Source organism: Campylobacter concisus (assembly GCF_001298465.1).
GTDB lineage: Bacteria > Campylobacterota > Campylobacteria > Campylobacterales > Campylobacteraceae > Campylobacter_A > Campylobacter_A concisus.
This window is the reverse complement of record NZ_CP012541.1, coordinates 1,305,853-1,332,134: the sequence shown is the minus strand read 5'-3', so window position 1 is coordinate 1,332,134 and position 26,282 is coordinate 1,305,853. Positions and strand designations below refer to the sequence as shown.

Below are 26,282 nucleotides of genomic sequence, written 5' to 3'. Positions count from 1 at the left end.
AAAATTTTATATTCAAAATTTTTATAAGATTGCGTTAAAAATTATACTAATTAAATTTATCATTTTTAGAATTTTACTTATTTTGATATTAGAATGCTCATTTTTTAAAACTAAAAATCTAAATATAAATATTAAGTAAAATTTAATTTTATTTTCAACTTTAAATACTAGAATAACTAAAGGCAAATATCTTTTAAAGGGAGAAAGATGAGCTTAAATAGACGAGAATTTTTAAAATTCGGTGCTGGAGTTAGTATGGTTGCATCGTCCTTACCGGGTGGTGCTTTAGAAAATGCTGCAAAGCAAGATGAGAAGTACGTCCGTAGCTTTTGCGAGATGTGCTCTTCAAGATGCCCTATCGAAGCAAAGGTCGTTGATAATAAAATTTGCTTCTTAAGCGGTAATCCAAAAGCTGGCGGTACGGCGACTTCGCTTTGTGCAAGAGGTGGCTCTGGTTTTAGTCAGCTTTATGACGAACATAGAGTCAAAAAGCCTTTGATCAGGGTTGGTGAGAGAGGCGAAAATAAATGGCGTGAAGTTAGCTGGGACGAGGCGCTTGATTATGTTGCGACAAAAATGCAAGATATCAAACAAAAATATGGCCCTGAAAGCTTTGTATTTACCTGTAAAAGTTCGCAAACGCACAAGTTGATGGTAAATTTTGCCTCAGCTTATGGCTCGCCAAACTGCTTTTCACACTTTTCATGCTGTCCGATCACCTATCAAATGGTCTGCGAGCAGATGTATGGCATCGCTAAGCTAAAAAGAGACTTTGCAAATGCAAAATACGTTGTAAATTTTGGCCACAACCTCTTTGAGGGTATCGTCATAGCTGATGCTAAAAAGCTTGCTAAATTTGCAGCTAGCAAGGATACAAAGCTACTTGTGCTTGAGCCAAGATTTAGCGTTGTAGCTGCAAAAGCTGATGAGTGGCTACCAGTTAAACCTGGCACTGACCTTGCTTTTGTGCTAGCGCTCATCAACACTTGGATACAAAATGGCACTTACGATAAAGAATTTATTGAGAAATTTACAATCGGCTTTGACGAGATCGTAAAGAGCGTCGAGGGCAAAACACCTGAGTGGCAAGAGAGCATCACAGGCATAAAAGCAAGCGACGTAAGAAGAATAGCTGATGAAATTTACAAAGCTGCTCCAAGAGTTATCATCGACTTTGGTCACAAGACAACCACCACAAGAGCTGAATACATGAGGACAAAAGCCATCATGGTTGCAAATGCGATGATGGGCAACTGGGAGGTTAAGGGCGGTCTTTTTGGTGGCAAAAATGCAAAGACCTTTAACAAGCTAGTTGGCGAGGATAAATTTCCAGTTCTTAAAAACCCAGATGAGAAATTTAAAGTGCCAAAAGTCACTAGACTAGACTTTGCTGGCGAGGCTGGAGCGCATAAATTTGTAAACAGAAAACATGGCGTTTTGATGGATATAGATAACGCTATCTTAAACGAGAAGCCTTATGCCATAAAAGGTTGGTTTAACATCCGCTTTAACCACCTCATAAACGTAGCTGAGACGATGAAGAGCATAGAGGCGATGAAGAAGCTCGAGCTCATCGTAGTAAGCGATGTCTATCTAAACGATATGGCGACCTTTGCTGATGTCATCTTGCCTGAGAGCAGCTACCTAGAGCGCGACGAGGGCATAGAGGACAAGTCAGGTCTAAAACCAGCTTATATGATAAGAAATAAAGTCGTTGATCCAGTTGGTGACACGAAAGATGGGGCATTTATCTTTAGAGAGCTAGCACGCCGCATGAAGATAGATGAGCTTTACACTTGGAATGACATAAGCGAGTTTAGGATGCAGCAAGCTGGCGGAGATGTAAATTTACTTGCCGCACTAGAAAAAGATGGCTTTATCACGTGGGATGAACCGGGAATTTTGTTTAGAGAAAAAGGTATGATAGATAAATTTATCGCTAAATATCCAGTAGCTGCTAAATTTGTAGGAGAAAATGGCCTAATGGACGATATGGCTAAGCTTAAAACAAAAAGCGGCAAGATAGAGCTATATCTGCCTGATGTCGAGGCGCAGTTTGCAGGATATGGCGCGCTAAATGACAAAGATATGGACACATTTGACGGACACGAGCTTTGCTTAACTTGCGGCAAAACGCCTGTCCATACCAACGGCCACACTCAGGCAGTGCCATTTTTAAATGACCTCATGAGTGATAGCCCTATCTGGATCAATCCAAACACAGCTAAAAAGCAAAATTTACGTGACGGCGACACGGTCTTAGTCAAAAATAAATTTGGCGAGCAAAAGGGCAAGCTTATGGTGACTGAGGGCATTAGAGAAGATACGCTCTTTATCTATCACGGCTTTGGACACATCACGCCAGGCCTTAAGAGTATAGATCACGTGGGGCTTAACACAAGCGTGCTTCTTGATCCAGCTGAGGGTCCAGTGGCTGCGACTATGGTTACAAATGTTGGCGTTAGCATAAGTAAAGCGTAAGGATAGAAAATGAAAAAATATATGATGATACATGATGAAAATTTATGCATCGGCTGCCAAGGCTGCTCGGTAGCTTGCAGAAGTGCAAACAACGTGCCAAGGGGACTTTACCGCTTGCAGGTGCATGCAAAGATGAGTGGGACATTTCCAAATTTAAAGACTGACTTTTTACGTCAAAGCTGTGTTATGTGCGAAGATGCACCTTGTGTTGAGGTTTGTCCAACTGGAGCTAGCTTTAAAACTGCTGATGGCGTGACGCTGCTTGATCATAGAATTTGCGTTAGTTGTAAATACTGCATCCTAGCCTGTCCATACGACGCTCGCTACGTCTTACCAGATGGCGAGATAGGCAAATGCACATTTTGCTATGAGAGTAGGCTAGAAGAGGGCAAAGAGCCAGCTTGCGTTAGCGTCTGCCCTACAAATGCCCTAACTTTTGGCGACGTAAATGATGAAAACTCTAAAATTTCAAAGAAACTAAAAGAGAGCAAATACTACTTGCCAAAAGCGGAGTTAAACACAAAACCTTCACTTGCGATGATCGCAAATATAAAAGGAGCACACCATGAATAACATGTCAGGAAGCCTAGCTCAATACACAGAAATTTACTGGGGCTGGCCGATAGCTTTTTATCTATTTTTAGCAGGACTTAGTGCGGGTGCTAGCATCGTTGCTGTGCTCATCTCAAATAAATTTGGCAAGGACAACTACTACTTTAAAGCAGCCGCTCTTATCGCTCCAGTGGCGATCATCCTTGGACTTGCTCTTTTGGTGCTTGATCTTGGTAAGCCGCTTAGCTTTTACTGGATACTCTTGCTTTACAACTTTGACTCAGTTATGTCAATAGGCGTTGCGCTGCTTCTAGTTTATACGCCTCTTAGCGTTATATACGCGATTGGTGCGTTTAAAAATGAGATAGCAATGCTTAAAATTTCACTTTTTGACGCACTTGCAAATTTAGCTAGCAAGCTTTCAGGTTTGCTTGGAGTTTTACTTTTCATCTTAGGCATCGGCGTTGGCGCATATACGGGCTTTTTGTTAAGCGCAGCTCACAAGATCGCACTTTGGAACACGCCAGTTTTGCCACTATTATTCTTAGTTTCTGGCTTAAGCTGTGCTGGTGCTTTTACATTGCTTCTTGGCGTGCTAAAAGATGAAAAGAGAGCACAAAACCAAACTGCACACTTTTTATTAAAATTTGACTTTTTAGCGATAATAGTCGAGTTTTTGCTAATAGTTGCTCTTTTTATGGTTGTAAAAGGTGCAAGTGCAAGTGGTGCAGATACCGTAGCAAACGCACTTAGCGCAAATTCACTTGGGCTGATGTTTTATATCGGCGTCATAGGTCTTGGTATGGCTTTGCCTATCATTTTAGACTTAAGCGTTTTAAAGGCGCATGATTTTAAACGTGAATTTGCCGTGATCAACGCATTATTCGTAATATGTGGCGTCTTTTTGCTAAGGTGTTACATTGTCTATGCGGGGCAAATTTTTATTTAATACTTAAAAAATAATTTTAATTTTGAATTTACCTATTAAATATTACAATAGGGCTAAATCTTAATAAAACTTATTTTTTAGGAGAGAGATTTGAAAATTTTGCTTTTAGAAGATGATTTAGGGTTTCAAGAAAGCGTCTGTGAGTTTTTGCAGACGCTTGGTTATGAAGTTACAGCAGTGAGCGATGGCCAAGAGGCGTGTGATCTGATAGAGAAAAATTTCTATCATCTTTTTATACTTGATATAAAAGTCCCTGGCGTAAATGGACATGAGGTTATCAAGTACATAAGGAGTTTAAATCCAAACGCTCCTATCATGATAACAACATCTTTAGTTGATATAGGCGATATGGCGATTGGCTACGAGCTTGGCTGTAATGAATACCTAAAAAAGCCATTTGAGCTTGCTGAGCTTAAATTTAGAGTAGCTGAGCTTATGAGAAAATACTATGGAACTGACGATAAAAACATAGTAAAGATCAATGACGAGTTTAGCTTTAATCTAAATAAGCGTGCACTATTTAAAAACGGCAAAATGGTCGATCTTAGTGCAAAAGAAGTCGCACTTGTTGAGTGTCTAGTTTCACATCTAAATTCTTACGTCAGCATGGAAGAGCTAAGAGATCTTGTCTGGAATGACAAAGAAATAGAAGGCGCTGATATCAGAATGCATGTTTTAAAGATAAGAAACAAAACAACTAGTGACTTTATCACTTCAAAGAGGCGTATAGGCTACAAGATAGATGCACAAGAGCTTTAAGATCCAGATCATAGCGACATTTGTCATAATGTCGCTTTTTTGTTTTCAAAGCTTTGTGATCTTAAATTTAAGCCAAAAAAATAGCACTTCAAAAGCTCTTTTTGGTGCGATGAAGCATGAAACTATTATCAAAAATTCGTTTTTAAAAAATGAAAATATAACTCCTTCTTTAAATTATAAATTTGCGATCTATGATGTAAATTTTAATCCAATTATTTCAAATCTCTCCAAGCAGCCAAGCAACTTTAAATTTGTAACACTTGAAGAAAATGGCTTCTTGTTTTATAAAAGCTTTTTTATAAAGGATAAAACGCCTTATTATATTGTCGTTGAAAAAGAGCTTGATAATGAAAAAAACATATTTCTAGCGGCACTTATGCTCCTTGTCATCCTTGTAGCGGTGCTTTTTATCGTATATTTTTTATATCTAAGCAGCGTTAAGCCCTATAAAGAGTTTCAAAAGTATATGAACAACTTCTTTAATGACGCCATGCACGAGCTAAAGACCCCACTTGGCGTAGCTGGCATGAACCTTGAGATGCTTGGACTTGAAAACAAGTATATAACTCGCATCAAAAATGCCCTAAAACAGATGCAAATAACCTACGAAGATGTCGAATACTTCATAAAGCGAGGCTATATAAAATTCCCACTTGAGCGGCTAAATTTAGGCGAATACATAATAGAACGAGTGAAATTTCTCTCAAGCGTGGCTGATGTTAAGCACATCGTGGTAAAGACAAATTTAGAAGACGATGCATGCACTATGCTAAGCAGAGTTGAAGCTCAACGCATCATCGATAACACCATCATAAACGCCATAAAATACAGCCCAAAAGAGAGCGAGATACTAATAAATTTAAGCTTTGAGAATGAGCGCATAAAGCTTAGTGTGCAAGACTTTGGCAAGGGGATAAAGGACGTCAAAAAGGTCTGGAAGCGCTACGTTAGAGAGGATGAAATCCAAGGCGGCTTTGGACTTGGGCTAAATATCGTAAGTGAAATTTGCCAAAAACATGGCATTTTATACGGCGTTGATAGTGTCTACGGCGAGGGCAGCACCTTTTACTATAAATTTAAACGAGCTTAAATTAAGCATAAAAGCGTAAAATGAAGCCTTAAATTTAGAAGGAAAAACTTTGGATAGAATCGTTGAAATCGAAAAAGTAAGCTTTGAAAATGACTTTGAAGTCTCGCTTAGACCGACAAAATTTGAAGACTACATCGGCCAAGAAAAGATAAAACAAAATTTAGATGTCTTTATAAAAGCAGCCAAAAAGCGAAATGAGTGCCTAGACCACGTGCTATTTTACGGCCCTCCAGGACTTGGTAAAACCACCCTTGCTCACATCATCGCAAACGAAATGGGCGTAAGTATCAAAATGACTGCGGCACCGATGATAGAAAAAAGTGGCGACCTGGCGGCGATCCTTACAAATTTACAAGAGGGCGACGTGCTTTTTATCGACGAGATCCACCGTCTAAGCCCAGCCATTGAAGAGGTGCTCTATCCTGCAATGGAGGACTTTAGGCTTGATATTATAATCGGCTCAGGGCCGGCTGCTCAGACCATCAAGATAGATCTGCCAAAATTTACGCTGATTGGTGCAACGACGCGTGCTGGTATGATCTCAGCGCCTTTAAGAGACCGCTTTGGGATGGACTTTAGGCTGCAGTTTTACACAAGTAGCGAGCTAAGCCGTATCGTGCAGATAGCCTCTGTCAAACTTGGCAAAGAGTGCGACAAAAACGCCTCACTTGAGATCGCCAAACGCTCACGTGCCACACCTAGGATCGCTCTTAGGCTATTAAAGCGGATTCGCGACTTTGCCGAGGTAAATGACGAGCAAATCATCAGTCACGAGCGTGCAAAAGAGGGGCTTAATGCACTTGGTGTAAATTCGCTTGGATTTGATGAGATGGATATTAGGTATTTAGAAATTTTGATGCAAGCAAGGCGCCGTCCTATGGGGCTTAGCACGATCGCAGCGGCACTTAGCGAGGACGAGGGCACGGTTGAGGACGTCATCGAGCCATATCTGCTTGCAAATGGCTTTATCGAGCGCACTGCAAAGGGCAGGATCGCAAGTGCGAAGTGCTTTGAGACCTTTAATGTCAAGATTGACATCGAAAAAGGGCTTTTTGAGTAGCAAAATTTAAATTTGGAGCAAAAATGGGCGAGCCACATCTTTGTCCTAAGTGCAAGCAAAGGACGATTTACTTTGATGGGATCTGCTATGATTGCAGGCAAAAAGAGAAGCTGGAGTTTTATCAAGGTTTAAGCGAGGCTGAGATTAAGCAAAAGCTAAAAAATGTCCTAGCTCACACAGACGAGATAGGCAAATATGATGAAATTTATAGCGATCTTGTCTATATTTTCTACCTGCACGGCATTTGCGACGAGCAGATAATAAGAGAAGTGACCAAGCAGGGCGAGTACTACCCATTTGAAATTTATAAAAACGCCCCAACTGACGTGAGAGATGAGCTCATAAATAGTCTAAATGGCGCTGAAAACACGGTAAAAATAAATCACATCCTTTGTGCGCTTGCCTGGCAGGGCGATGAGGTGGTGAGGGAGCTATTTTTTAAGCTCTATAATGCGCCAAAGCCTTGGAAGGCAAAGCTTCACGTCGATACTGATGCATACGCTCAGGTTGCTGGCTGGAGCTTTGATGAGAGTGGTAAGAGAAGAAGCCTAGTTTTTGGTAGGTGTTTTACATGTGGGCCAAGCCAAAACGTAGACGCAAGCATTAAATTTAAAGCACTAAACGATGAAAAATGTAAATTTTGTAGCGGTGAGATGATGAAATTTACCATCAAAAAAGAGAGCTTAAAGCGACTTGGACTAGAGCTTAAAAATGACACTGTGCTTAAATTTTGCCCAACATGCGTTGGCTTGGTGCAGTATTTTTGCCAAAATGACGGCAATAGCGTGCAAACAGAGATAGTGGGCGAGGGCGAGAGTGAGGACTATTTAAGAGATGCTGTGACGACTCTTGATGGGCAAAATTTCGAGCTAGCCAGCGAGGTTTGCGCTCACTACTCGTATATGATAGATAGCGAAATTTTGCTTGGTGGATATCCGCAGTGGGAGCAAGATGCTGAGCATTTAAAATGTCCAAAATGTAGCAAAAGCATGAAATATCTAGCACGAATTCCTCTTGGAAGTCTAGTAGAGGGCGAGGGAACTATATATGTTCAAATCTGTGATGAATGCGAGATCGTCGGGGCAAATTTTCAGTGCACGTAAAAGGCTAAATTTGTAGGAGCTTTTGAGCTAGAAATTTTGCGTAAAACTATAAATTTATCTAAATTTACTAAGCGTCAGTAGCATGCTAGAAATGTCAAAGGCCTAGCCACACTTGCTAGCTTTGCAAGCTTGATGGCAAAGAGCTTGAGCAAATTTGGGAAGCAAATGAGCAGCTTTGATAAATTTGCTATAATTACCCCATTTTAAGGGAGCAAGATGAACAATAGACTATTTTTTGGAATTTTTGTATTTTGTGCTTTGGCTTTGGTGGTCTATCTTTTTAAACCATATCTGCTTGATATTTTTATCGCAGCACTGCTTGCTGTCGCGGTTTCAAATGTCCAAATCGCATTTTTATCGCTCACTAAAAACCGCAAGACGCTTTCATCGGCGCTTACCACGTCTGTGCTTCTTTGTTTATTTATCGCTCCACTTCTTTATGCGGTAGTTGAGATCGCAAAATACGCGGCTGGCTTTGATATAAACAATGTCACAAAGACTATCGAATTTATAAAAAATTATGATTTTAGGATGCCTGAGTCGATAAATTTTTTAGAGCCAAAGATAAAAGAATTTATCGGCGGACTTGATATTAAAATGCTTTTTTCTCAACTTGCGACAAATCTTGCAAGTCTAGGTAAGTTAAGCCTTAAATTTGGCGTTGATATGATCATTATCTTGGTCTTTTTCTTCTTTTGCAATCTTTACGGCAATGAACTAATCAGCTATCTAAAATATGCACTTCCTCTAAAGCAAGATGATACAGAGTCTATTTTAAGTGAAGTTGGCAACGTGATGAGTGTAGTTTTTTACTCAACCATCGCAAATATGATAATACAAGGCTTTTTATTTGCTATTGTCACAAGCTTTTACGGCTATGACGGCGTGCTAACTGGCATCTTTTTTAGCTTTGCTTCACTAATCCCAGTTGTTGGCGGTATTTTGGCATGGGGACCTATTAGCATTTATGAGTTTGCAAATGGCAACATAGCAGCAGCGATAACTATCGCAATTTACACGATCGTAGTGATATCTTTTGCTGCGGACACACTCCTAAAGCCACTTGTTATTAAATTTATAAACTCAAAGCTAGTTAAAATACCGACAAAAATAAATGAGCTTCTTATTTTCTTTGCGATGCTTGCAGGTATTACGACATTTGGTTTTTGGGGTGTGATCCTTGGACCAGCGATCGTAACATTTTTTATCTCGACTATTAAGCTTTATACGCTTTTAAGAGAGAGAAATTTTGTATAAAAATATTTAGGAATAAAAATGATTTATGAAGATAAATTTATAAGAGTTGAGCGTGAAGAAAATGAGCTTCCATGGATAAAAATTTTTACAGTTAAGCCATTTCGTGAGTTAAGCGATTGTGATGAAAAGAGTAGGGCTAGACTTTTTGAAGCTATGCTGGTAGCTGAAAAAGCTATGCTTAAGTTTTATAAACCAACTAAGATAAATATCGCTAGTTTTGGTAACTACGTGCCACACGTGCATATTCATGTTATTGCTAGATTTAGTGATGACGCATTTTTCCCAGATAGCGTTTGGGCTAATTCAAAAAGAAAAAGCGAGCTTGCGTTGCCAGAATTTGATAAATTTGCAAAATTTTTAGAAGAAAAGTTAAGGGCTAGTTTTGAATAAATATAAAAAATATCTTAATGTCTATATCGTTTTTATCTTTATTATAGTACTTGGAGGGCTTTTTTACTTTCTTTATAGCTCTTATATGGCTGAAAAGATGCAAAATAATATGCGAGTCTTTTTTGATTACCAGGTAAAACAGCTTAATAAAAGCATAGATGATGAGAAATTTTCATCAATGGCGATCTCTATCTTGCTTGCTCAAAATGAGTCTATACAAATGTGCTTGCTAGGGCAAAGTCGCGATGAATGTATAAAAAATATCGAAAATTTAACCAAAACCCTTGGCGCAGCATCGATGTATAACAACATTAAGCTTCACATTTATGATAAAGATCTAAAAAGCTATGTAAGGAGTTGTGATCTAAACAGATATGGCGATATGATCGCTAGTAGTAGGTTTTTAGTGCAAGAGTCAAGGCATCAAAACAAGCCCATGGTTGGCATCGAGGCGTGGTATGCTGGAACGCATATAAGGGCTGTCTCAAACGTAATACGTGATGGTAAAATTATTGGCAACATCGAGGTTTTGTTAAATTTTGACTCACTTGGAAATTATTTTAAAAAGCAAGGAATTGATCTATTTGTTCTTTTAGCTAAAGACAAGATGCCATCACGTAAAAGCATTCCAAGTGATTAAATTTTAAATGATTATTACATCGAAAATTTAAGTAGTGCAAATTTAAATATAGTAGGTTTTTTGCGTGATATTAATTTTAAAGAATATGAATTTTACGTTTATAAAACGCACTACTTTTGCGTGGTACCATTAATAGACGCTAGCAACACACAGATAGGCTATTATGTGCTTCATGTAAATACAAATGAAAAAGAGCGAAATATTTCACAAAATTATTTTGAGTCAGAAGAACTCTTTTAATTTAATCTATTTAATAAAAAATTATTTGTATTTTAGATAAAAATGGTGGAAGCGAGGGGGATCGAACCCCTGTCCAAAAACAAAATGCATACAGCCTCTACACGCTTAGCAAAAGTGAAAATTTCATCTAAAAAGGCTCACTTTCCAAAACCAAAATTTAGACTAAGACTAAAATTTCAGCTAGCAAGCAGTCACTTTGCGAGCCTACTCTAGCTAAATTACTTGCTTTTGTCCTAGCTAGAATTAGACTAAGCAAGGCTCAACTGAACTTACGCAGCTTTAGCGTAAGCAGGAGCGAAATTAACGTTGTTTGCGTTTAAATTTAATTTGAGCTTTTTACGCTTTGCTCAAAGCGACGTGCCACCGTATACACTCTGCTCCTGTCGAAGCCAAGTCGCTCCCAAAAAATAAAATGGTTAGTGAATTATTTAGTTAAGTTTTGCAGGCACATCAATGATTTTTGGCTCAAGAACGCTAAAATATTCAAAATCGTTCTCGACGTCATCTTTATATTTATTAAACTGATCGCTAATAAGTAGCAACCAATCTATAAATTTATCATTTGCTGGCCCTTTTAGGCTTCTTGCCTCTTGTGTGATTTCTTCGGCTAAAGTTGTAAGCTTTAAAATCGGATCAAGATGCATGAATCCTGCTGCTGATTTAATATTATGAAAAATCCTAGTAAGCTCTAGGATGCTATCTTTATATTTATCAGCTCTTCCTAAATTTATTATCAAAGGCTCGAGTAAATCGCACATTAAAGCATAGTGAGATAAAAATTCTTCAACTATATCATAAGAGTAATCTATTTCAAGCCTTTTTAATATACCCATTTTTATGTCCTTAAGAAATTGGCGTAATTGTAGCAAAAATTTGATAAAATTGTTAGCCTTTTAGCTAAAAATCCTTGGAGCTTGCAATGAAAAATGAAAAAACTCAGAAGAAAAAACTAAGCATAAATGATATAAAAAACAAAAAAGGCATTGAGTCTATTGTAATGATAACCGCCTATGATGCGTTATTTGCCAAGCTTTTTGATGATTATGCTGATATTATTTTGGTTGGCGATAGCTTAAATATGAGTTTTAATATGCAAGAAAGCACGATAGGTGCGGACATGAATACCATGCTTTATCATACAAAGGCCGTTTGTAACGGAGCTAAAAATACTTTTATCATGGCTGATATGCCATTTGGCAGCTACACAAATGAAAAGCAAGCGATAAAAAATGCGATGAAATTTTTCAAACAGACAAATGCCGATGCGGTAAAGCTCGAAGTTGGCATGCATCAAGTAAATTTAGTGAAGCGCCTTTGTGAAGAGGGTATAAACGTTATGGCTCACATTGGCTTAAAGCCTCAGTTTTATAAATTTGAAGGTGGCTATAAGATAAAAGGCAGAAGTGAGATCGAGGCAAAAAAACTAATTGAAGAGGCTTTGGCGTTTGAGCAAGCTGGAGCATTTGGTATCTTGCTTGAGGGTACGATGAGTGGCGTGGCTAGTGAGATAACAAAGCAAGTTCATGTACCAGTTATTGGTATCGGATCTGGGGTAAATGTCGATGGGCAAGTGCTTGTGTGGTCTGATATGCTTGGGTTTTTTGAAGACTTTAAACCAAAATTTGTAAAACGCTATCTTGATGGAGCGGATATTGTAAGAAAGAGTGTGCAATCCTACGCAAATGATGTAAAAGGCAAAATTTTTCCAAGTGAAGAATTTTGCTATTAGGATGATCAATATCCGCGTTAAATAAAAAGCGTCAAAAGGCTATCTATTTAAATTTCTTTATAGCCTTTTATATCAAGACCAAAGCCTGCTAAGCTTACAAATTCTTTATTTTTATTTGAGCTTAAAAGCTCAATTTCGCTTATACCAAAATACTTTAAAATTTGTGCCCCAATGCCATAATCTTTTTGTGAGCTTGCATCGCTTTTATTGCTGTCTAAAAATAGCAACACTCCGCCATTTTTACTTAAAAAATCCAACGACTTTAATAAATTATCAAATTTATCTCCGCTTAAAAGCTCATGGTCTTTGCTTATTTTTTGAAATTTTACATTAGTTTGCGCTTTTATCTCCCCGAAAATATAGGCAGCGTGGTTTTTATTTTCGTGATCTTTTATGTCATATCTTTTTGCTTCAAAACCACAGATTTTTACACTCTTTGCGGGCGAAACTTCTATTAAGCTTTCGTGACTAAGTCTGTATTCTACTAATTCAGAAACGCTTATCATATTTAGGTCAAATTTTTTACAGAATTCTTCCAAATAATCACGTCTTGCCATTGTGCCATCTTCTTTTACGATCTCGCAAATCGCTGCCATTGGACTAACGCCAGCAAGTTTGCAAAGATCAACTGATCCTTCAGTGTGACCTGTACGAACGAGGACGCCGCCTTTTTTTGCAATAAGCGGAAATATATGCCCAGGCCTTACAAAATTTTCAGGCACTGAATCAATACTAGCAGCAAGTCTAATCGTCATATCTCGCTCATAAGCACTTACGCCTGTCGTTGCTTCCTTTGCGTCAATTGTGACAGTAAATGCGGTTTCGTGACTAGATGTATTTTTAGAAACCATTAGCGGCAAATCAAGTCTTTTTGCGTTTGCTTCATCCATTGCAAGGCAAAGTACACCTTTTGCATGAGTGATTGCAAAATTTACCTTTTGCATATCGCTGCTTGCCGCTGAAAAGACCAAGTCTCCTTCATTCTCACGGTCCTCGTCATCGACCATAATTACCATTTTGCCATTTTTTATATCTTCAATCGCTTTTAATACATTTTCAAATGCCATAAATTTCCCTTATTAAATTTTTACGATTATATTGATTTTTTGATAACTTAGAGATAAAAATATTAATTTTGATTTATCTTGTATCAATTATTTAGAAATTTTAGTAAAAGATTTATTTTTAAATATATGCGATTTAGTGGTGATAACTTAGATTTTATTTTTTAATTTGTCTTATGTATAAATTTTTAAAGCATAAATTTTAATAAAATACACTATTTTTAAGAATTTCAGTAATTAGGTAAAATAAAAGTCAAAGAATAAAAGATGGCGCAGCGGACGGGGCTCGAACCCGCGACCTCCGCCGTGACAGGGCGGCATTCTAACCAACTGAACTACCGCTGCACCTAAAATGGTGGTCGCTATAAGACTCGAACTTATGACATCCACCTTGTAAGGGTGGCGCTCTACCAACTGAGCTAAGCGACCTAAAATTTAAAAAATATCTGGCGACCCTTAGAGGATTTGAACCTCTGTTTCTACACAGAGAAAGTAGAGTCCTGAGCCACTAGACGAAAGGGTCATAAACCCAAAAATGGTGTCCTGCGTTGGATTCGAACCAACGGCCCCCTCATTAAAAGTGAGATGCTCTACCGACTGAGCTAGCAAGACATTTATTTAAAAAAGAATTGAGATTATACAAAAAACATTATTGCATGTCAAGAAAAGGATGCTTAAAATTTGTTTTTAGTTAACATTGTTGCATGGTTAGGTTGGTTTGGTATCAGTTGATTTGAAAAATACATGATAAATACCACTTGTAAGATATATGAACACCAAATGGATGAATATTGGATTTATTGAATAAAGTTTATTTACATTTAAGTACCTTGTCTTTTAGCATTATGTGGACAGCTATTGCTATACGATAGATGATGCGTGATTCGTGGTAAAAATTGTGAATAATATAGATCAACGATATTGATTGTATATATGGCTAAATAAATTATTTTGAACTAATAAATTGATGCTATAGAGTTATTTAAAGACAGCATATATTTGAGATGTCCACCTGAATAAATTCTAATTGCCTCGTGTAAGTTAAACCAAAATTATAGATAGTGCTTGAAAAATATTTTAAACTGCAGTCAATAAATAAAAAAATCTATAAGAACATGAATCTAGGATATTTAAGATTAGGATTAAACCCCGTTAATAGGGGCTTAATAGTTTAATAATTATAGTCCATCAAAAGGATTTGAAACTACATCTTTGCGATCTACTATGTAAGGTATGATAGCTGCATGACGAGCTCTTTTGATCGCTTTTTCTACCATCTCTTGATGTCTTTTTGATGTGCCAGTTAAACGTCTTGGCATAATTTTAAATCTTTCTGATAAACAATACTTTAAAAGAGAAGTATCTTTATAGTCTATAAAATCAATTTTTGCTTCTGTAAATTTGCAATATTTACGTGAATATTTTCTTTTTTCTGCCATTTTCTATCCTTTAAATTAAAACGGTATTTCGTTGTCGCCATCAAAATTATCGGCGTCAATGTTTATATCAGGGATTTTCTCCTCATAGTACTCTTCTTGTACTTTTTTATTTTGTGGTTGCATTTGCTGTCTTTGTGGTGCTGAATTTTGATATCCACCATTGTCATAGCTATTATTTGAACCATTATTTCGTTGTTGTGAGTACGAACTATTTTGATTAAATCCACCTTGATTTTGTCCATTAGCTCCGCTATTTCCGCCAAGCATCTCCATATTTTCAACTACGATTGAGTGCTTTGAACGGTTTTGTCCATTGTTGTCGGTCCATTGATCAAATTTTAATCTTCCTTCAACCAAAAGTTTGGAGCCTTTGCTTAAATATTGATTTGCTATCTCAGCTGATTTGCCAAAGAATGATATGTCAATAAAGCATGTCTCTTCACGTTTTTCGCCGTTAGTATTAAATTTTCTAGTAACAGCAATACCGGAATTTCCTATAGCAGATCCACTAGTAGTGTATCTTAGCTCGATATCTCTTGTTAAATTTCCAACCAGTACTACTTTATTGAACATTTTTTATCCTTGATTATTCTTCTGTAAAAGTTTGCTCGTCTACTTTTTCAACTCTTGGCTCACGCGGTGCTCTTGGCTCACGAGTCTCTTTTTTGATAGTTTGTTTGATACCTTTGCAAAGTCTTTCCCAGGCTGCGATTTCGCGTTTATTTTCATATTTAACGCTTAAAAATCTTATGATATCTTCAGTAATTCTTACGTTTCTTGTAAGCTCTGCAAGAAGTGCTGGTGGTGCTTTGTAGTAGATAACAAAGTATGTTCCACGTTCATATTTTTTGATGGCATAGGCTAACTTTCTAGTGCCCATCTCAACGACAGTAGCGATCTCGCCGCCGTTTTTTGTTATAACTTCTTTTACGAAGTCAACTTTAGCTTTAACTTCCTCTTCCGTTAGTGTCGGCTTAAGAATAAATAAAAGCTCGTAATGTTTCATTTCTTCTCCTTATGGATATTTAGCTCACTTTGTGAGCAAGGATTTTGCTTTAAGCAAGGGTGGATTTTAGCTTAAAGTTACTTAATATTTGCTGTTGATATGAGATGTTGCAAATTTAAAATAGTTGATAATACAAAAATTTCTTTATCCATTTTTGTGTTTGTTTTTAGCTCTAGCTCGGCTAAATTTAGCGTTTTAAATATCTCTAGATATGTATTTAAATTTGGTTTTAAGCTATTTGCTTTTAATAAATTTGCGACATTTACAGGCGGTTGATAACCAATTGCCTCATCTAAATTTAAGCGACCATTTACCTTTATATAAGAGTAAATTTTAAATAGCCTAAAAAATGCTTTGTAAAGCGAGTTTAGAAGAAAAATTTCATTAAAATTTGGATCTTCTAAGTAGGTAAAAAAGTCGTTTTTTATATCTTTTAGAGCCATAAATTTATTAAAAAAATCATCAAAATTTATCCCGCCAAGTCCAAAAACCAGCCTTTTTACATCATCTTGTTCGATGTGTGTGTTTAGGCTCTTTAGCTTTGTTAGCTCGCTTGCTGCAAGGTATAAATTTTCATTATGCGTAAAGTAAAGCTCATAAAGTGCGTTTTTGGTTATGTTTAGGCCTATTTTGGCTGAGTTTTTGGCTAGTAAATTTATCGCTTCATCTGGAGTTGAGGGCTTAAAAAATCTAGCAAAATTTGTCCCAAAAGCCTTTTGCGTATCAAAAACTAGTTTCATATCGGACTCATAAAGCTCAAATAGGAAGTAGTTATCCTGGCTTTTCGAGCAAAGCAAGATGAGCTCCTTTAGCTCTTTTGCTGGGATCTTTTTGTCGCTTTTTATATAAAGGATATTTTTGCCGCCAAAAAGCGACTGCTCGCTTAGGTGAGAGCTTGCTTGCGCGTAGTTGTACTCGTCAAAATAAAGGCTTAACAAATTTGCATCTTCGCTTGAGTAAAAGCTCAAAATCTCCTTGCCAAAAAGCTCGATCTGAAACTCATCCGCCCCAAAAAGCAAGAAGTAGTTGCTTAAATTTGCATTTGCTAAATTTAGCTCCAAATCTTTTCTATACATCGATCTTTCTTACCACTTTTGCAAAAATTTTAGCGCTTGCGATATCAGCCTCTGTGATCTTTACAACGAGCTTTTGAAGTAAATTTGCACTGTATCCTGTTATAAAAATCCTAGCTCCAACAAAATGATCATCAAGCTTAGCAATCAAGACATTTTGATTTTCGCTCACGTAGCAACGCACCTCTTTGCCGATATTTGCGGCTGCCCAGCGTGCAAATTTCCTATCCATAAAGTCGTAGGCTACCTTGTCGGCTTCTCTTTCAAGCTCGCTTAAATTTGCGCAGGTGCTTTGGATGTTTAAAAGCAAGAAGTTGTAAAGCTTCTCATCTTTTGAAATTTTAGCCTTTAAAAGTCTATGTAAAATAAGGTCAGAATAGCGTCTAATAGGGCTTGTAAAGTGTGTGTATCTATCAAATCCAAGCCCAAAGTGGCCTAAATTTTCACTCGAGTATTCAGCTTTTTTTTGAGACTTGATGATGAGTTTATCTATCTCCTCGCGGTTGCCCAGTTCATCGGCTTTTATTTGGATCTTTCTTATCAAATTTGCAAGATCGTTTTCATAAGTAAAGTCAAGCCCAAGAAGTTGCAGGTCCTCAAGCAAGGTATCTATCTTTTTAAAATCAGGCGAGGCGTGGTTTCTAAAAACGCCCTTTGTGATGAGCTTTGCGGCAGCCTTGTTTGCTAAAAGCATGCAGTCCTCGACTAGTCTGTGCGAGTCGGAGTCGCTTTCAAACCTGGTTTGAGAAATTTGACCCTCGTCATCAAGGCTCATTCTAAGCTCTTTGGTCCTAAAGTCAAATGCGTGCAAAAGTCTTTTTTTGCGAAGCTTTGTGGTGAGTTTAAAAAGTGGCTTGATCCATGAAATTTCACACTCTCTTTTGCCCTCTAAAATTTCATCGATCTCGTCGTAGTTAAAGCGCCTTTTTGAAAGGATGATCGCTTCAAAAAGCTCCTCTTTTTTTATCTCATTATTCGCATCAAGTGAAATTTTAAAACAAAATGCAAGGCGAGGCACATTTGGCTTTAGCGAGCAGATATTTTCACTGAGCGCGCGCGGCAACATCGGCACTGAGATGTGTGGAAAGTATATAGAAAAGCCTCTTTTTTTAGCTTCACTGTCAATGGCGCTATAAGCAGTCACATACTCGCTCACATCAGCGATTGCGACGTAAATTTCTTGCTTTTTTTTATCAAAATATATGGCATCATCAAAGTCTTTGGCATCGGCTGGATCGATCGTGCAAAAGTCTAAATTTCTTAGATCAACCCTGTTTGGATACATGCTAGCATCAACCTCATCGCCAAAAGCCTTTGCCTCAAGCTCACAAGCCTCGCTAAATTTATCGTTTTTATTATAAATAGCAAGCGAAATTTTTTCATCACTTAGCGGATCGTCTAAATTTCCTAAAACCTCGACTATCTCGTTGTTTAGGTTGTTTATCTTAAGCAGCGTCCCAAGATGAAGCATCTTTAGGCTTTTTTGCGTCGCTTTTAAGGTAGTGCTTAGTCCAGTTTTTAAATTTACACCTAAAATGGCCGCTCCAAAGCGTTTTGTATAGACCACACTTGTTTCATTGGCAAGCTTTAGGCTCATCACTATTTTAGCGCTTTGGCGTTTTTTCTTAAGCGGCAAAAGCTTTGCTAACACGATATCGCCAAGGTGAGAGTTGTTTAAATTTTTATTTTCAACAATGATGTCTTGCTTGAAGCGCTTGTCAAATGGGATGATAAAGCCAGTTGCGTTTTGACTGATGTCTAGCTTGCCGCATACGTAGCCATTGTTTAGGTAAAATTTATCTTTATGAGAGCTTACGGCACCAAGATTTAAGAGATTTCGTAAAATCTCTTTATCTTCGTTTGAAACTTCTTTTTCCTTGATGCCAACTAGTAGTGATGTTAGAAATTCTTTCACAAATTATCTTTGACTTTAGCAACAGCCATTAAAAACGTATCATGTCCAAAGCCGTATTCGTCAAGAAGAGGTAGAGTATTTTGTATGCTTATATCATCAAGTTGATTAAAGATATTTACAGCCGTTTTTATCACTTTTAGGGCTTTTGCATAGTCTTTTATATGATCTGGCGCCTCTTCTGGATTATTTGAATAGAGTATCGAGCTGCTAAGCTCTGTCTCAAGGTTCCATTGTTCAAAAATTTTAGCTGTAACTTCTTCATTTGACATATCTAAAATTTCTGTTTCAAATAGGGCAAGATCGATTGGGCTAGATATATTTTTAAGTTTTTCTCTAAATTCGACGTCTTGCTTATTTTCGGCTAATTCATGAGCAAGAACTATCTTGCCAATCTCAAGCATAAATGAAGCTGGAGAGAGAATTTCTAAGCTTTTAGGATTAACTTTAGAATGCCAATTGTACATCAGTGCATTTTGTATTATCGAGATATTTAAAAAATCTTGTGTAGTAATGCCATAAGGCTCTAAATTTATAGAAAAACTCTTTTTAATCGTACTTGAAAGCGCAAAACCTCGAATAGTAGCCATACCAAAAAGAGAAATAGCTCTTGCTATAGTTGTGATCTCTTGAGAAAACCCATAAAGTGGAGAGTTTGCTGAACGCAAGATATTTGCCGTTAGCATCGGATCCTTTTCAACCACTTTTGTAAGATCACTTATTGAGCTGTTTTCGTCCGCATGTAAGCGTTGAATTTGTATAACCGTGTCATCTAATGGTGGAAGTGCTTTGATTTTTTTAAAAACTGATTCATTCATTGAGTTATCTCTTTTTTTGAAATTTCAGCGTATTTTATCAAAATAAATTATCATAAAACTTAAAAAGAGTTTCTATATATTTCAGCCGAATTTTTGCTGGCTAAAGTTATAATTTTGCCAAATTTTAATAATAGGAGTAACAATGGCTATAAATGTTTATTATGATAAAGACTGTGATTTAAGCCTTATCCAAAGTAAAAAAGTAGCAATCATCGGCTTTGGGTCACAAGGTCATGCACATGCTGAAAATTTAAGAGATAACGGTGTAAGCGTTGTGATTGGCCTTTCAAAAGGTGGCAAAAGCTGGGCAAAGGCTGAGGCAAAAGGCTTTGAGGTAAAAACCGTAAGCGAAGCTACAAAGGGCGCTGATGTGGTTATGATTTTAACTCCAGATGAGCTTCAAGCAGAAATTTATAAAAATGAGATCGAGCCAAATTTAAAAGATCACGCTGCTATCGCATTTGGACATGGTTTTAACGTTCATTTTGGTCAAATCAAAGCCCCAGCAAATATAGATGTCATTATGATCGCTCCAAAAGCTCCGGGACACACAGTTAGAAGTGAATTTGTAAGAGGTGGCGGCATACCTGATCTTATCGCCGTTGAGCAAAATGCAAGTGGAAAAGCCAAAGAGATCGCGCTAAGCTACGCTTGCGGCATAGGTGGCGGTAGGACTGGCATCATCGAGACTACATTTAAAGACGAAACTGAAACAGATTTGTTTGGTGAACAAGCTGTACTTTGTGGTGGTTTGTGCGCGCTAGTAAATGCAGGCTTTGACACGCTTGTAGAGGCTGGATATGAGCCTGAGATGGCGTATTTTGAGTGCTTGCATGAGTTAAAATTAATCGTTGATTTGATGTATCAAGGCGGTATGGCTGATATGCGTTACTCTATCTCAAACACAGCTGAATATGGGGATTACGTAAGTGGCGTAAGAGTAGTTGGTGAAGAGAGCAGAAAAGCTATGAAAGAAGTTTTAAAAGAGATTCAAAATGGCAAATTTGCAAAAGACTTTATCCTTGAGAGAAAAGCAGGTTACGTTAGAATGAACGCTGAACGCGGTATAGCTGAGAGAAGCTTGCTAAATCAAACTGGCAAAAAACTTCGCGCAATGATGCCTTGGATAACTAACGGCAAACTTATAGATCAAAATAAAAACTAAGCCTTGAGCGAAAAAAAGACTACAAAGAAGCGACCTACAAAAAAGAGTGCAGGTCGCTCTAACAACAAAACCTATCTTGGTATCGGCATTATCGCGGCTATTTTGATAATAGCACTTAGCGTAGCTCTTAGTATAAAAAATAATGGTGCAGAGCAGATAAACAAAACAAATGAGCCAAAGGCAGAGAAACAAATCCTAAAAAAAGCTGAGCCAAAGGTTGCTAGTAAAGAGAAAAAACAAGAATACGAGAAGAGAAAATACCCTCTAAAATTTGATGAAGATGAAAATTTAAGTAAAATTTTTACCGATCCTAAGTATAAAAGTGAGCTTGCTTTAAATTCAAAAGTTGAGCCAAAAGAGCAAAAGAAGATAGCTGAAGTAAAGAGTGAAGCCAAAAAAGAAGAGATAAAAAAAGAGCAAAACGATACTAAAAATTTACTCGCAAATTATAAAAATACAGAACCTAGCGTAATAGAAAATGAACAAAAGATAGAGCCATTTTATAACTCAAAAACCGAACTAAAATCTCAAAATTTTGAAGTAAAAGTCGATCAAAATAAAAGTACTGAAATAGAAAAAAAAGAGAAATTTAAAAGCAAGAACATAAAAGTCGAGCCAGTTAAAAAAGCTGAAAATTTAAACACTAAAAAGATAGAAAAAACAAAATATGAAGAAAAGAATATAAAAAAAGATAGCTTTGAAGCGGTGCCTTTTACGCCAAGCGCTAGCATAAAAGGACGTGCAAAGCTCGTTATCATAATAGATGATGTGGCGACATTTGAACATGCGAGTATGATAAAGTCGCTTGGCCTAAAAATCACGCCGTCTATTTTTCCAGCGACAAAGACTCATCCAGATACGCCAAATATCGCAAGAACATTTGAGTTTTACATGATACATCTTCCGATGCAAGCAAGACACTTTGATAGCCCAGAGATAGGTACTTTGACTACAAATGAAAGCTATGAAAGCATACTTGCTAAGATAAAAAAGATACGCAAAGACTTCCCGCGCGCAAAATATACAAACAATCACACAGGATCGCGCTTTACAAGCGATTTTGACGCTATGGATAAGGCTTATAGGGCGCTGATAGAGCAGGGCTTTGTCTTTGTTGATAGTAAAACTATTGCTCAAACCGCAGTAGCAAGAGCTGCAAAAAAACATAATCAGCCATACATTTCAAGAGATATATTTTTAGATGATGATCCATCGGCTAGCGCTGTTAGGCGTGAACTTGCGGTTGCTGTAAATTTGGCTAAAAAAAGAGGCTATGCGATCGCCATTGGACATCCAAAGAAAAATACGATCGCAGTGATAAAAGAGAGCAAAAATAATCTTTTAAAAGATGTTGATGTGGTTTATTTAAAAGATATTTTATGAGACTTGACTTTATCCCAGAGTCACTAAATAGGCTAAAAAATCCACCAAAGCAGCTAAATTTTATCGGAGATACTTCGCTTTTATCCTTACCAAAGATCGCAGTTGTTGGCTCAAGAAAGGCAAGTGTTTATACAAAAGAGTGCGTCACAGCACTTTGCGCAGTACTAAAAAGTGCAAATATCTGTGTGGTAAGTGGTGGAGCAATCGGCGTTGATATCGCAGCTCATAAAGCTGCTATGCCACGAACGATTGGCATTTTTGCGAGCGGACTTGATACCATCTATCCAAGCCAAAATAAAGCGGCGATAAAAGAAATTTATACCAAAGCCTTGGCTCTTAGTGAGTATGATGAAGGTGAGCCGCCACTTGCTTATAGATTTTTGGAGCGAAACCGCATAGTTGTGGGGCTTTGTGAAGCTCTAGTTGTCGCGCAAGCTGATCTTAAAAGTGGCTCGATGCAAAGTGCAAGGCTTGCAAACGAGCTTAAAATCCCAGTTTATGTACTGCCACAACGCATGGGCGAAAGCGATGGGACAATTTTTTTGCTTGCAAATAAAAAAGCCGAGCTTATTGATGACTATCATAAATTTGCCTCACTTTTTGGCGAAGTAGAAGAGCAAAAGATAGATGATGATGTCGTGAAATTTTGCAAAGATGGCATAAGCCTTGATGATGCATTGGCGAAATTTGGTGATATTATCTACGAATATGAGCTTGATGGGCTTATTGAGATTTCAAATTTAAGAGTAAAAAGCGTGCTATGAGAGAGAAATTTATGGCGATCGATGTTGGGCTAAAGCGAATAGGACTTGCCTTTGGTTTTGGCGAGATCGTGACCCCGCTTGAGCCAGTGCTTAGAAAAAATAGAAATCAAGCCGCAAGAGATGTGAGCCAAAAGGTAAATGAATATGCCCCAGATACGCTGGTGGTTGGCGTGCCAATCGGTGGTAGTAGCGAAGATGAGATGAGAAGGCGCATCGAGCATTTTGTCTCACTTCTTGATGTAAAGGCAAATATTGTCTATCAAGATGAGGCCTTTAGCAGCAGCGAAGCTAGTGAAATTTACACAAATACAAAGCGAGATGGTAGGCTAGATAGCATTTCAGCCACTATTATTTTAAAAAGATATCTTAGGATAAATTAAAAAGTAAAAATCGGTCTATTTCTCAAGCGAATTTTTAAAAGCTAGTTGAAAGCTATCTGTGCTAAAAGGCTGCTTTAATACCGTGACATGATTTGGCAGATCGTTAGCTGACTCATCGCTTTTACAAATGGCTACAATACGAAAATTTTTAATATTTTTAAACTCAAGTATATCTTCTAACATCGCTTCATTTTTTAAAATTTTACTATCGATAAAAATAACAAATGGGGTAAAAATAGAATCTTTTATATGTCTCATTAGATTGCTAATGTCGTTTTTGCCGATAACCTTTAGACCTAAAAAATTTATCTGAGCACTAATGGTGTCATATAAAGCATCGTCATCGCAAGCAACTAAGATATTTGTATTTGTTTGATTTTTGATATTTATTTGTCTTTGGATGGCTCTATCGCCCGTTAGTGCCGCGCTAAAAGATATTAAAAATTCTCCATCATTGTGAGAGATCATAGATTCATTTGCTTTTTTTAGATAGTTATTTATCTTGCTGAGATAGTAGTGGCTTGGCCTCATTACGCTATGGCTAGATTTTATCTTAATGTCAAAATGTACAGATTTGGGACTATAATTTTTAAGTTGAAAGAGAATATAAATGTCTGCATATTCGGTAGAATAAAGGAAAAATTTGCAAATATTTTCAAGTGTTTTTATGAGACTTGTAGCATCAAATTTTAAAAGCCTTGGATAACTTGGATCGTAGCTAAAAATGATGGAATTTTTAGTGTCTTGTGCGTCTTGGTATATGGCACTAAGGAAAATTTCCATTCTGTTTATGATATCGATAGGTTTATCTTTCATATTATCAACATCCCGTCGCCGTATGAGTAAAATCTATACTTTTCATCAACTGCCGTTTTATAAATCCTCATCGTCTCTTCAAGCCCTATAAAGCTGGTAACTAGCATTATTAGAGTTGATTTTGGTAGATGAAAATTTGTAAGAAGGTAGTTTTGCCTGATAGGCTTATTATTTAGGTTTAAAAATAGCTTGCAAAAGCCATTTGCTTGCTTGCTTCTTGCAAATTCTTCAACGCATCTAGTAACCGTCGTGCCAACGCCAAGAATTGGTTTATTAGAATTTATAATCTCTTGAGCTTGCTCGCTTAGCTCGTAAAATTCTGAGTGCATTTTGTGGTCATTTATATTTTGGCACTCCACGCCTTTAAATGTCCCAGCGCCAACATGAAGCGTAATGTAAGCGACTTCATGCTTTGCTTTTATCTGCTCTAGCATTTGTTCGCTTATGTGAAGGCTAGCTGTCGGAGCTGCCACTGCACCACTATTTTTGGCAAATATGCTTTGATACCAGCTCTCATCATCCTTTGTATCAGCCCTTTTAATGTATGGCGGAAGCGGGACGTGACCAATCTTTTCAAGCTCACTAAAAAGGCGAACGTTATCAAGCAAAACGCCATTTTGCGTAAAATTTACCACCCTTGTGCCATCGTCATTTAGCTCAAGCACATTTACTTTTAGATTATCAGGAAAATTTAAAACGCTACCAGCGCTTACTCTGGCTCTTATATAGACGCTAAATTTATTCTCGCCTATGGGCTGATTTAGCATTACTTCGCAAGCCCCGCCACTTTCCTTTTGTCCTAAAATGCGGGCTTTGATAACTTTTGTATTATTAAAAATGACTGCCGCATCCTCTGGGATGAGGCTGGAGAGATCTTTAAATTTGTAGTGTTTTATCTCTTTTGTATTTTTAAAATAGACAAGCAATCTTGCCTCTTCTTTTGGTAAAACAGGCTCTTTTGCAATGAGCTCTTCAGGCAAAAAATAGTCGTAACTTGAAATATCGTTTATGTCACTCATCATCGTCACTGGTGTCATTTTGCTCTTTGTTATTTTCTTTTTCTTCTTCATCGTCATCGCTCTTGTTAGCTTTTTTAGCGACGATTATTGAAATTCCATAAAGTCCGATGAGTGGTAGTGCCATTAAGACTTGACTTATCACATCAGGTGGTGTAACGATAGCTGCAAAGATAAAGATGATAACAACAGCGTATCTGAAGTAATCTTTTAGCATCTTGTCATCGACAAGCCCGATCTTTGCTAAGAAAAATGTAATGACTGGTAGCTCAAATGAAATTCCAAAGCCAATAAGTAGTTTTGCAAAAAAGCCAACATACTCACCAATGCTTGGTAGCGCCGTAAAGAGCTGGCCACCAAAATTTACCAAAAATGCAAAGCCAAGTGGAATCACCACGTAGTAACAAAATGCCGCTCCGCACGCAAACATAAATGAAGCTGAGATGACAAATGGGATCACATATTTTTTTTCATTGTCATAAAGTCCAGGGGCGACAAATAGCCAAAACTGCCAAAAAATGATAGGTAGCGCGATCACGACACCAGCAAAAAATGCAACCTTCATCGCTGTAAAAAATGGCTCTTGAATCTGAGTAAATATGATATTTGAGCCAGCTGGCAAGACCTGTTTTAGCGGTTCGCTCATCCATGCAAGCAGTGGGTTCCAAAACGTAAAGCAGATGCCAAAGCAGACAAAAACGCTTACTATGCTTATAAAAAGTCTCTTTCTAAGTTCGATTAAATGGGGTCTTAGCTCTTCAAACATTACGCCTCTTTTTTATCGTTTAAGATCGCATCTTTAACTAAATTTGTTGGATTTTTTATATTTTCTACCGTTTTTTTGGTGTCATTTACAACATTTTGTATGTCATTTGTAATGTCGGTAGCGCTTTTTTTAATCTCGTCAAGCTCTTCAAAAGTTAGTTTTTTGCGTACGTTTTGTGTGCTTTTGGTTATGCTTTCTTTGTATTTTTGAGCATCTTCTTTAAGCTCAGCTATCTTCATCTCTTGATCAAAGGTTGATTTTGCATCATTTATACCTTTTTTAAACGTCTTTAGAAATTTCGCGATCTGAACCATTGCACTTGGTAGCTTGTCCGGTCCTAAAATTAGTACTGCAATGACGGCGATGACTAAGACTTCAGAAAAACTCATTCCAAACATTTTTGCCTCTATTAAATTTTATTTAAGCTTTG

At 37.3% G+C, this 26,282-nt stretch carries 28 protein-coding genes, 4 tRNA genes and 1 other RNA gene; 16 read left to right on the top strand and 17 right to left on the bottom strand.

Annotated features, from left to right (window positions below):
- Window positions 1–207: 207 nt before the first annotated feature.
- From phsA to CCON33237_RS09665, 11 genes are all read left to right on the top strand, one after another.
- Complete coding sequence (phsA, locus tag CCON33237_RS06830; RefSeq protein ID WP_054196952.1) at window positions 208–2,481, top strand: thiosulfate reductase PhsA; 2,274 nt, start codon at window positions 208–210, stop codon at window positions 2,479–2,481.
- 9 nt (window positions 2,482–2,490) lie between these two features.
- Window positions 2,491–3,054: a 4Fe-4S dicluster domain-containing protein gene (locus CCON33237_RS06825; protein ID WP_054196951.1), complete on the top strand. Its 564-nt coding sequence runs from the start codon at window positions 2,491–2,493 to the stop codon at window positions 3,052–3,054.
- Entirely contained in the window at window positions 3,047–3,982 is a 936-nt protein-coding gene (gene nrfD, locus CCON33237_RS06820) for an NrfD/PsrC family molybdoenzyme membrane anchor subunit (protein ID WP_054196950.1), read from the top strand. The genes CCON33237_RS06825 and nrfD overlap by 8 nt, the downstream gene beginning before the upstream one ends.
- A 90-nt stretch (window positions 3,983–4,072) precedes the next feature.
- Window positions 4,073–4,741 carry a response regulator transcription factor gene (locus CCON33237_RS06815; protein ID WP_054196949.1) on the top strand — a complete coding sequence of 223 codons (669 nt, stop codon included), beginning with the start codon at window positions 4,073–4,075 and terminating at the stop codon, window positions 4,739–4,741.
- Window positions 4,725–5,831, top strand: a complete 1,107-nt coding sequence (locus tag CCON33237_RS06810; RefSeq protein ID WP_054196948.1) for a sensor histidine kinase — start codon at window positions 4,725–4,727, stop codon at window positions 5,829–5,831. The genes CCON33237_RS06815 and CCON33237_RS06810 overlap by 17 nt, the downstream gene beginning before the upstream one ends.
- A gap of 49 nt (window positions 5,832–5,880) precedes the next feature.
- Window positions 5,881–6,891 (top strand): Holliday junction branch migration DNA helicase RuvB, encoded by a 1,011-nt coding sequence (gene ruvB / locus CCON33237_RS06805; protein ID WP_054196947.1) that lies wholly within the window; start codon window positions 5,881–5,883, stop codon window positions 6,889–6,891.
- A gap of 23 nt (window positions 6,892–6,914) precedes the next feature.
- The gene (locus CCON33237_RS06800) at window positions 6,915–7,994 is read left to right on the top strand and encodes a hypothetical protein (RefSeq protein WP_054196946.1); all 1,080 of its coding nucleotides are present in this window, start codon (window positions 6,915–6,917) and stop codon (window positions 7,992–7,994) included.
- A 216-nt stretch (window positions 7,995–8,210) separates the two neighbouring features.
- A complete protein-coding gene (locus CCON33237_RS06795; RefSeq protein WP_054196945.1) occupies window positions 8,211–9,251 on the top strand; it encodes an AI-2E family transporter in 1,041 nt (346 codons plus the stop codon).
- A gap of 18 nt (window positions 9,252–9,269) precedes the next feature.
- A complete protein-coding gene (locus CCON33237_RS06790) occupies window positions 9,270–9,641 on the top strand; it encodes an HIT family protein (protein ID WP_054196944.1) in 372 nt (123 codons plus the stop codon).
- Window positions 9,634–10,281, top strand: coding sequence for a cache domain-containing protein (locus tag CCON33237_RS06785; RefSeq protein WP_169748881.1), 648 nt, complete (start codon window positions 9,634–9,636; stop codon window positions 10,279–10,281). Before CCON33237_RS06790 ends, CCON33237_RS06785 begins: the two co-directional genes overlap by 8 nt.
- A gap of 60 nt (window positions 10,282–10,341) precedes the next feature.
- On the top strand, window positions 10,342–10,521 hold the full coding sequence (locus CCON33237_RS09665) for a hypothetical protein (RefSeq protein WP_169748880.1): 180 nt from the start codon (window positions 10,342–10,344) through the stop codon (window positions 10,519–10,521).
- Window positions 10,522–10,564: 43 nt separating this feature from the next.
- Here CCON33237_RS09665 and ssrA read toward each other — a convergent pair.
- Together ssrA and CCON33237_RS06780 are read right to left on the bottom strand one after the other, a co-directional pair.
- Window positions 10,565–10,923, bottom strand: a transfer-messenger RNA (tmRNA) gene (ssrA, locus tag CCON33237_RS09355).
- A 26-nt stretch (window positions 10,924–10,949) separates the two neighbouring features.
- Window positions 10,950–11,354 (bottom strand): histidine phosphotransferase, encoded by a 405-nt coding sequence (locus CCON33237_RS06780; RefSeq protein WP_035167557.1) that lies wholly within the window; start codon window positions 11,352–11,354, stop codon window positions 10,950–10,952.
- Window positions 11,355–11,440: 86 nt separating this feature from the next.
- Between CCON33237_RS06780 and panB the strand changes: the two genes are divergently transcribed.
- Window positions 11,441–12,250, top strand: coding sequence for a 3-methyl-2-oxobutanoate hydroxymethyltransferase (panB, locus tag CCON33237_RS06775; protein ID WP_054196943.1), 810 nt, complete (start codon window positions 11,441–11,443; stop codon window positions 12,248–12,250).
- 47 nt (window positions 12,251–12,297) lie between these two features.
- On the opposite strand, the gene CCON33237_RS06770 is transcribed toward panB, so the two are convergent.
- From CCON33237_RS06770 to CCON33237_RS06720, 11 genes are all read right to left on the bottom strand, one after another.
- Window positions 12,298–13,317 carry a bifunctional 3,4-dihydroxy-2-butanone 4-phosphate synthase/GTP cyclohydrolase II gene (locus tag CCON33237_RS06770; RefSeq protein ID WP_054196942.1) on the bottom strand — a complete coding sequence of 340 codons (1,020 nt, stop codon included), beginning with the start codon at window positions 13,315–13,317 and terminating at the stop codon, window positions 12,298–12,300.
- 265 nt (window positions 13,318–13,582) lie between these two features.
- Window positions 13,583–13,659 (bottom strand) — tRNA-Asp (locus CCON33237_RS06765).
- Between the two features lie 8 nt (window positions 13,660–13,667).
- A tRNA-Val gene (locus CCON33237_RS06760) sits at window positions 13,668–13,743 on the bottom strand.
- Between the two features lie 18 nt (window positions 13,744–13,761).
- Window positions 13,762–13,837: transfer RNA gene (locus CCON33237_RS06755), tRNA-Glu, on the bottom strand.
- 13 nt (window positions 13,838–13,850) lie between these two features.
- Window positions 13,851–13,926, bottom strand: a tRNA-Lys gene (locus CCON33237_RS06750).
- A 566-nt stretch (window positions 13,927–14,492) separates the two neighbouring features.
- Window positions 14,493–14,753, bottom strand: a complete 261-nt coding sequence (gene rpsR, locus CCON33237_RS06745) for a 30S ribosomal protein S18 (protein WP_021091467.1) — start codon at window positions 14,751–14,753, stop codon at window positions 14,493–14,495.
- A 15-nt stretch (window positions 14,754–14,768) separates the two neighbouring features.
- On the bottom strand, window positions 14,769–15,326 hold the full coding sequence (locus tag CCON33237_RS06740; RefSeq protein WP_054196941.1) for a single-stranded DNA-binding protein: 558 nt from the start codon (window positions 15,324–15,326) through the stop codon (window positions 14,769–14,771).
- A gap of 13 nt (window positions 15,327–15,339) precedes the next feature.
- Window positions 15,340–15,759 (bottom strand): 30S ribosomal protein S6, encoded by a 420-nt coding sequence (gene rpsF, locus CCON33237_RS06735; RefSeq protein ID WP_054196940.1) that lies wholly within the window; start codon window positions 15,757–15,759, stop codon window positions 15,340–15,342.
- A gap of 77 nt (window positions 15,760–15,836) precedes the next feature.
- On the bottom strand, window positions 15,837–16,835 hold the full coding sequence (gene holA, locus CCON33237_RS06730; RefSeq protein WP_054196939.1) for a DNA polymerase III subunit delta: 999 nt from the start codon (window positions 16,833–16,835) through the stop codon (window positions 15,837–15,839).
- Window positions 16,828–18,747 (bottom strand): VacB/RNase II family 3'-5' exoribonuclease, encoded by a 1,920-nt coding sequence (locus tag CCON33237_RS06725; protein WP_054196938.1) that lies wholly within the window; start codon window positions 18,745–18,747, stop codon window positions 16,828–16,830. The genes holA and CCON33237_RS06725 overlap by 8 nt, the downstream gene beginning before the upstream one ends.
- Window positions 18,744–19,562, bottom strand: coding sequence for an HDOD domain-containing protein (locus CCON33237_RS06720; protein ID WP_021091523.1), 819 nt, complete (start codon window positions 19,560–19,562; stop codon window positions 18,744–18,746). The genes CCON33237_RS06725 and CCON33237_RS06720 overlap by 4 nt, the downstream gene beginning before the upstream one ends.
- A gap of 142 nt (window positions 19,563–19,704) precedes the next feature.
- Here CCON33237_RS06720 and ilvC point away from each other — a divergent pair, with 142 nt between their 5' ends.
- Genes ilvC through ruvX form a run of 4 tightly spaced genes read left to right on the top strand, consistent with a single transcriptional unit; the run spans window position 19,705 to window position 23,254 of the window.
- Window positions 19,705–20,727: a ketol-acid reductoisomerase gene (gene ilvC / locus CCON33237_RS06715; protein ID WP_054196937.1), complete on the top strand. Its 1,023-nt coding sequence runs from the start codon at window positions 19,705–19,707 to the stop codon at window positions 20,725–20,727.
- Window positions 20,728–20,730: 3 nt separating this feature from the next.
- Complete coding sequence (locus CCON33237_RS06710; protein ID WP_054196936.1) at window positions 20,731–22,110, top strand: divergent polysaccharide deacetylase family protein; 1,380 nt, start codon at window positions 20,731–20,733, stop codon at window positions 22,108–22,110.
- Complete coding sequence (locus CCON33237_RS06705; RefSeq protein ID WP_054196935.1) at window positions 22,107–22,874, top strand: DNA-processing protein DprA; 768 nt, start codon at window positions 22,107–22,109, stop codon at window positions 22,872–22,874. Before CCON33237_RS06710 ends, CCON33237_RS06705 begins: the two co-directional genes overlap by 4 nt.
- Window positions 22,871–23,254, top strand: a complete 384-nt coding sequence (gene ruvX, locus CCON33237_RS06700) for a Holliday junction resolvase RuvX (RefSeq protein WP_054196934.1) — start codon at window positions 22,871–22,873, stop codon at window positions 23,252–23,254. Before CCON33237_RS06705 ends, ruvX begins: the two co-directional genes overlap by 4 nt.
- Before the next feature lie 15 nt (window positions 23,255–23,269).
- Here the strand turns inward: ruvX and CCON33237_RS06695 are convergent, their stop codons facing one another.
- From CCON33237_RS06695 to tatB, 4 genes are read right to left on the bottom strand one after another with little or no spacing between them, the layout of a single operon-like run.
- Window positions 23,270–24,070 carry a hypothetical protein gene (locus CCON33237_RS06695; RefSeq protein WP_054196933.1) on the bottom strand — a complete coding sequence of 267 codons (801 nt, stop codon included), beginning with the start codon at window positions 24,068–24,070 and terminating at the stop codon, window positions 23,270–23,272.
- The gene (gene queA / locus CCON33237_RS06690; RefSeq protein WP_054197419.1) at window positions 24,067–25,089 is read right to left on the bottom strand and encodes a tRNA preQ1(34) S-adenosylmethionine ribosyltransferase-isomerase QueA; all 1,023 of its coding nucleotides are present in this window, start codon (window positions 25,087–25,089) and stop codon (window positions 24,067–24,069) included. Before queA ends, CCON33237_RS06695 begins: the two co-directional genes overlap by 4 nt.
- A complete protein-coding gene (gene tatC / locus CCON33237_RS06685) occupies window positions 25,082–25,852 on the bottom strand; it encodes a twin-arginine translocase subunit TatC (RefSeq protein WP_054196932.1) in 771 nt (256 codons plus the stop codon). Before tatC ends, queA begins: the two co-directional genes overlap by 8 nt.
- Complete coding sequence (gene tatB, locus CCON33237_RS06680) at window positions 25,852–26,250, bottom strand: Sec-independent protein translocase protein TatB (protein ID WP_054196931.1); 399 nt, start codon at window positions 26,248–26,250, stop codon at window positions 25,852–25,854. Before tatB ends, tatC begins: the two co-directional genes overlap by 1 nt.
- Between the last annotated feature and the right edge of the window lie 32 nt (window positions 26,251–26,282).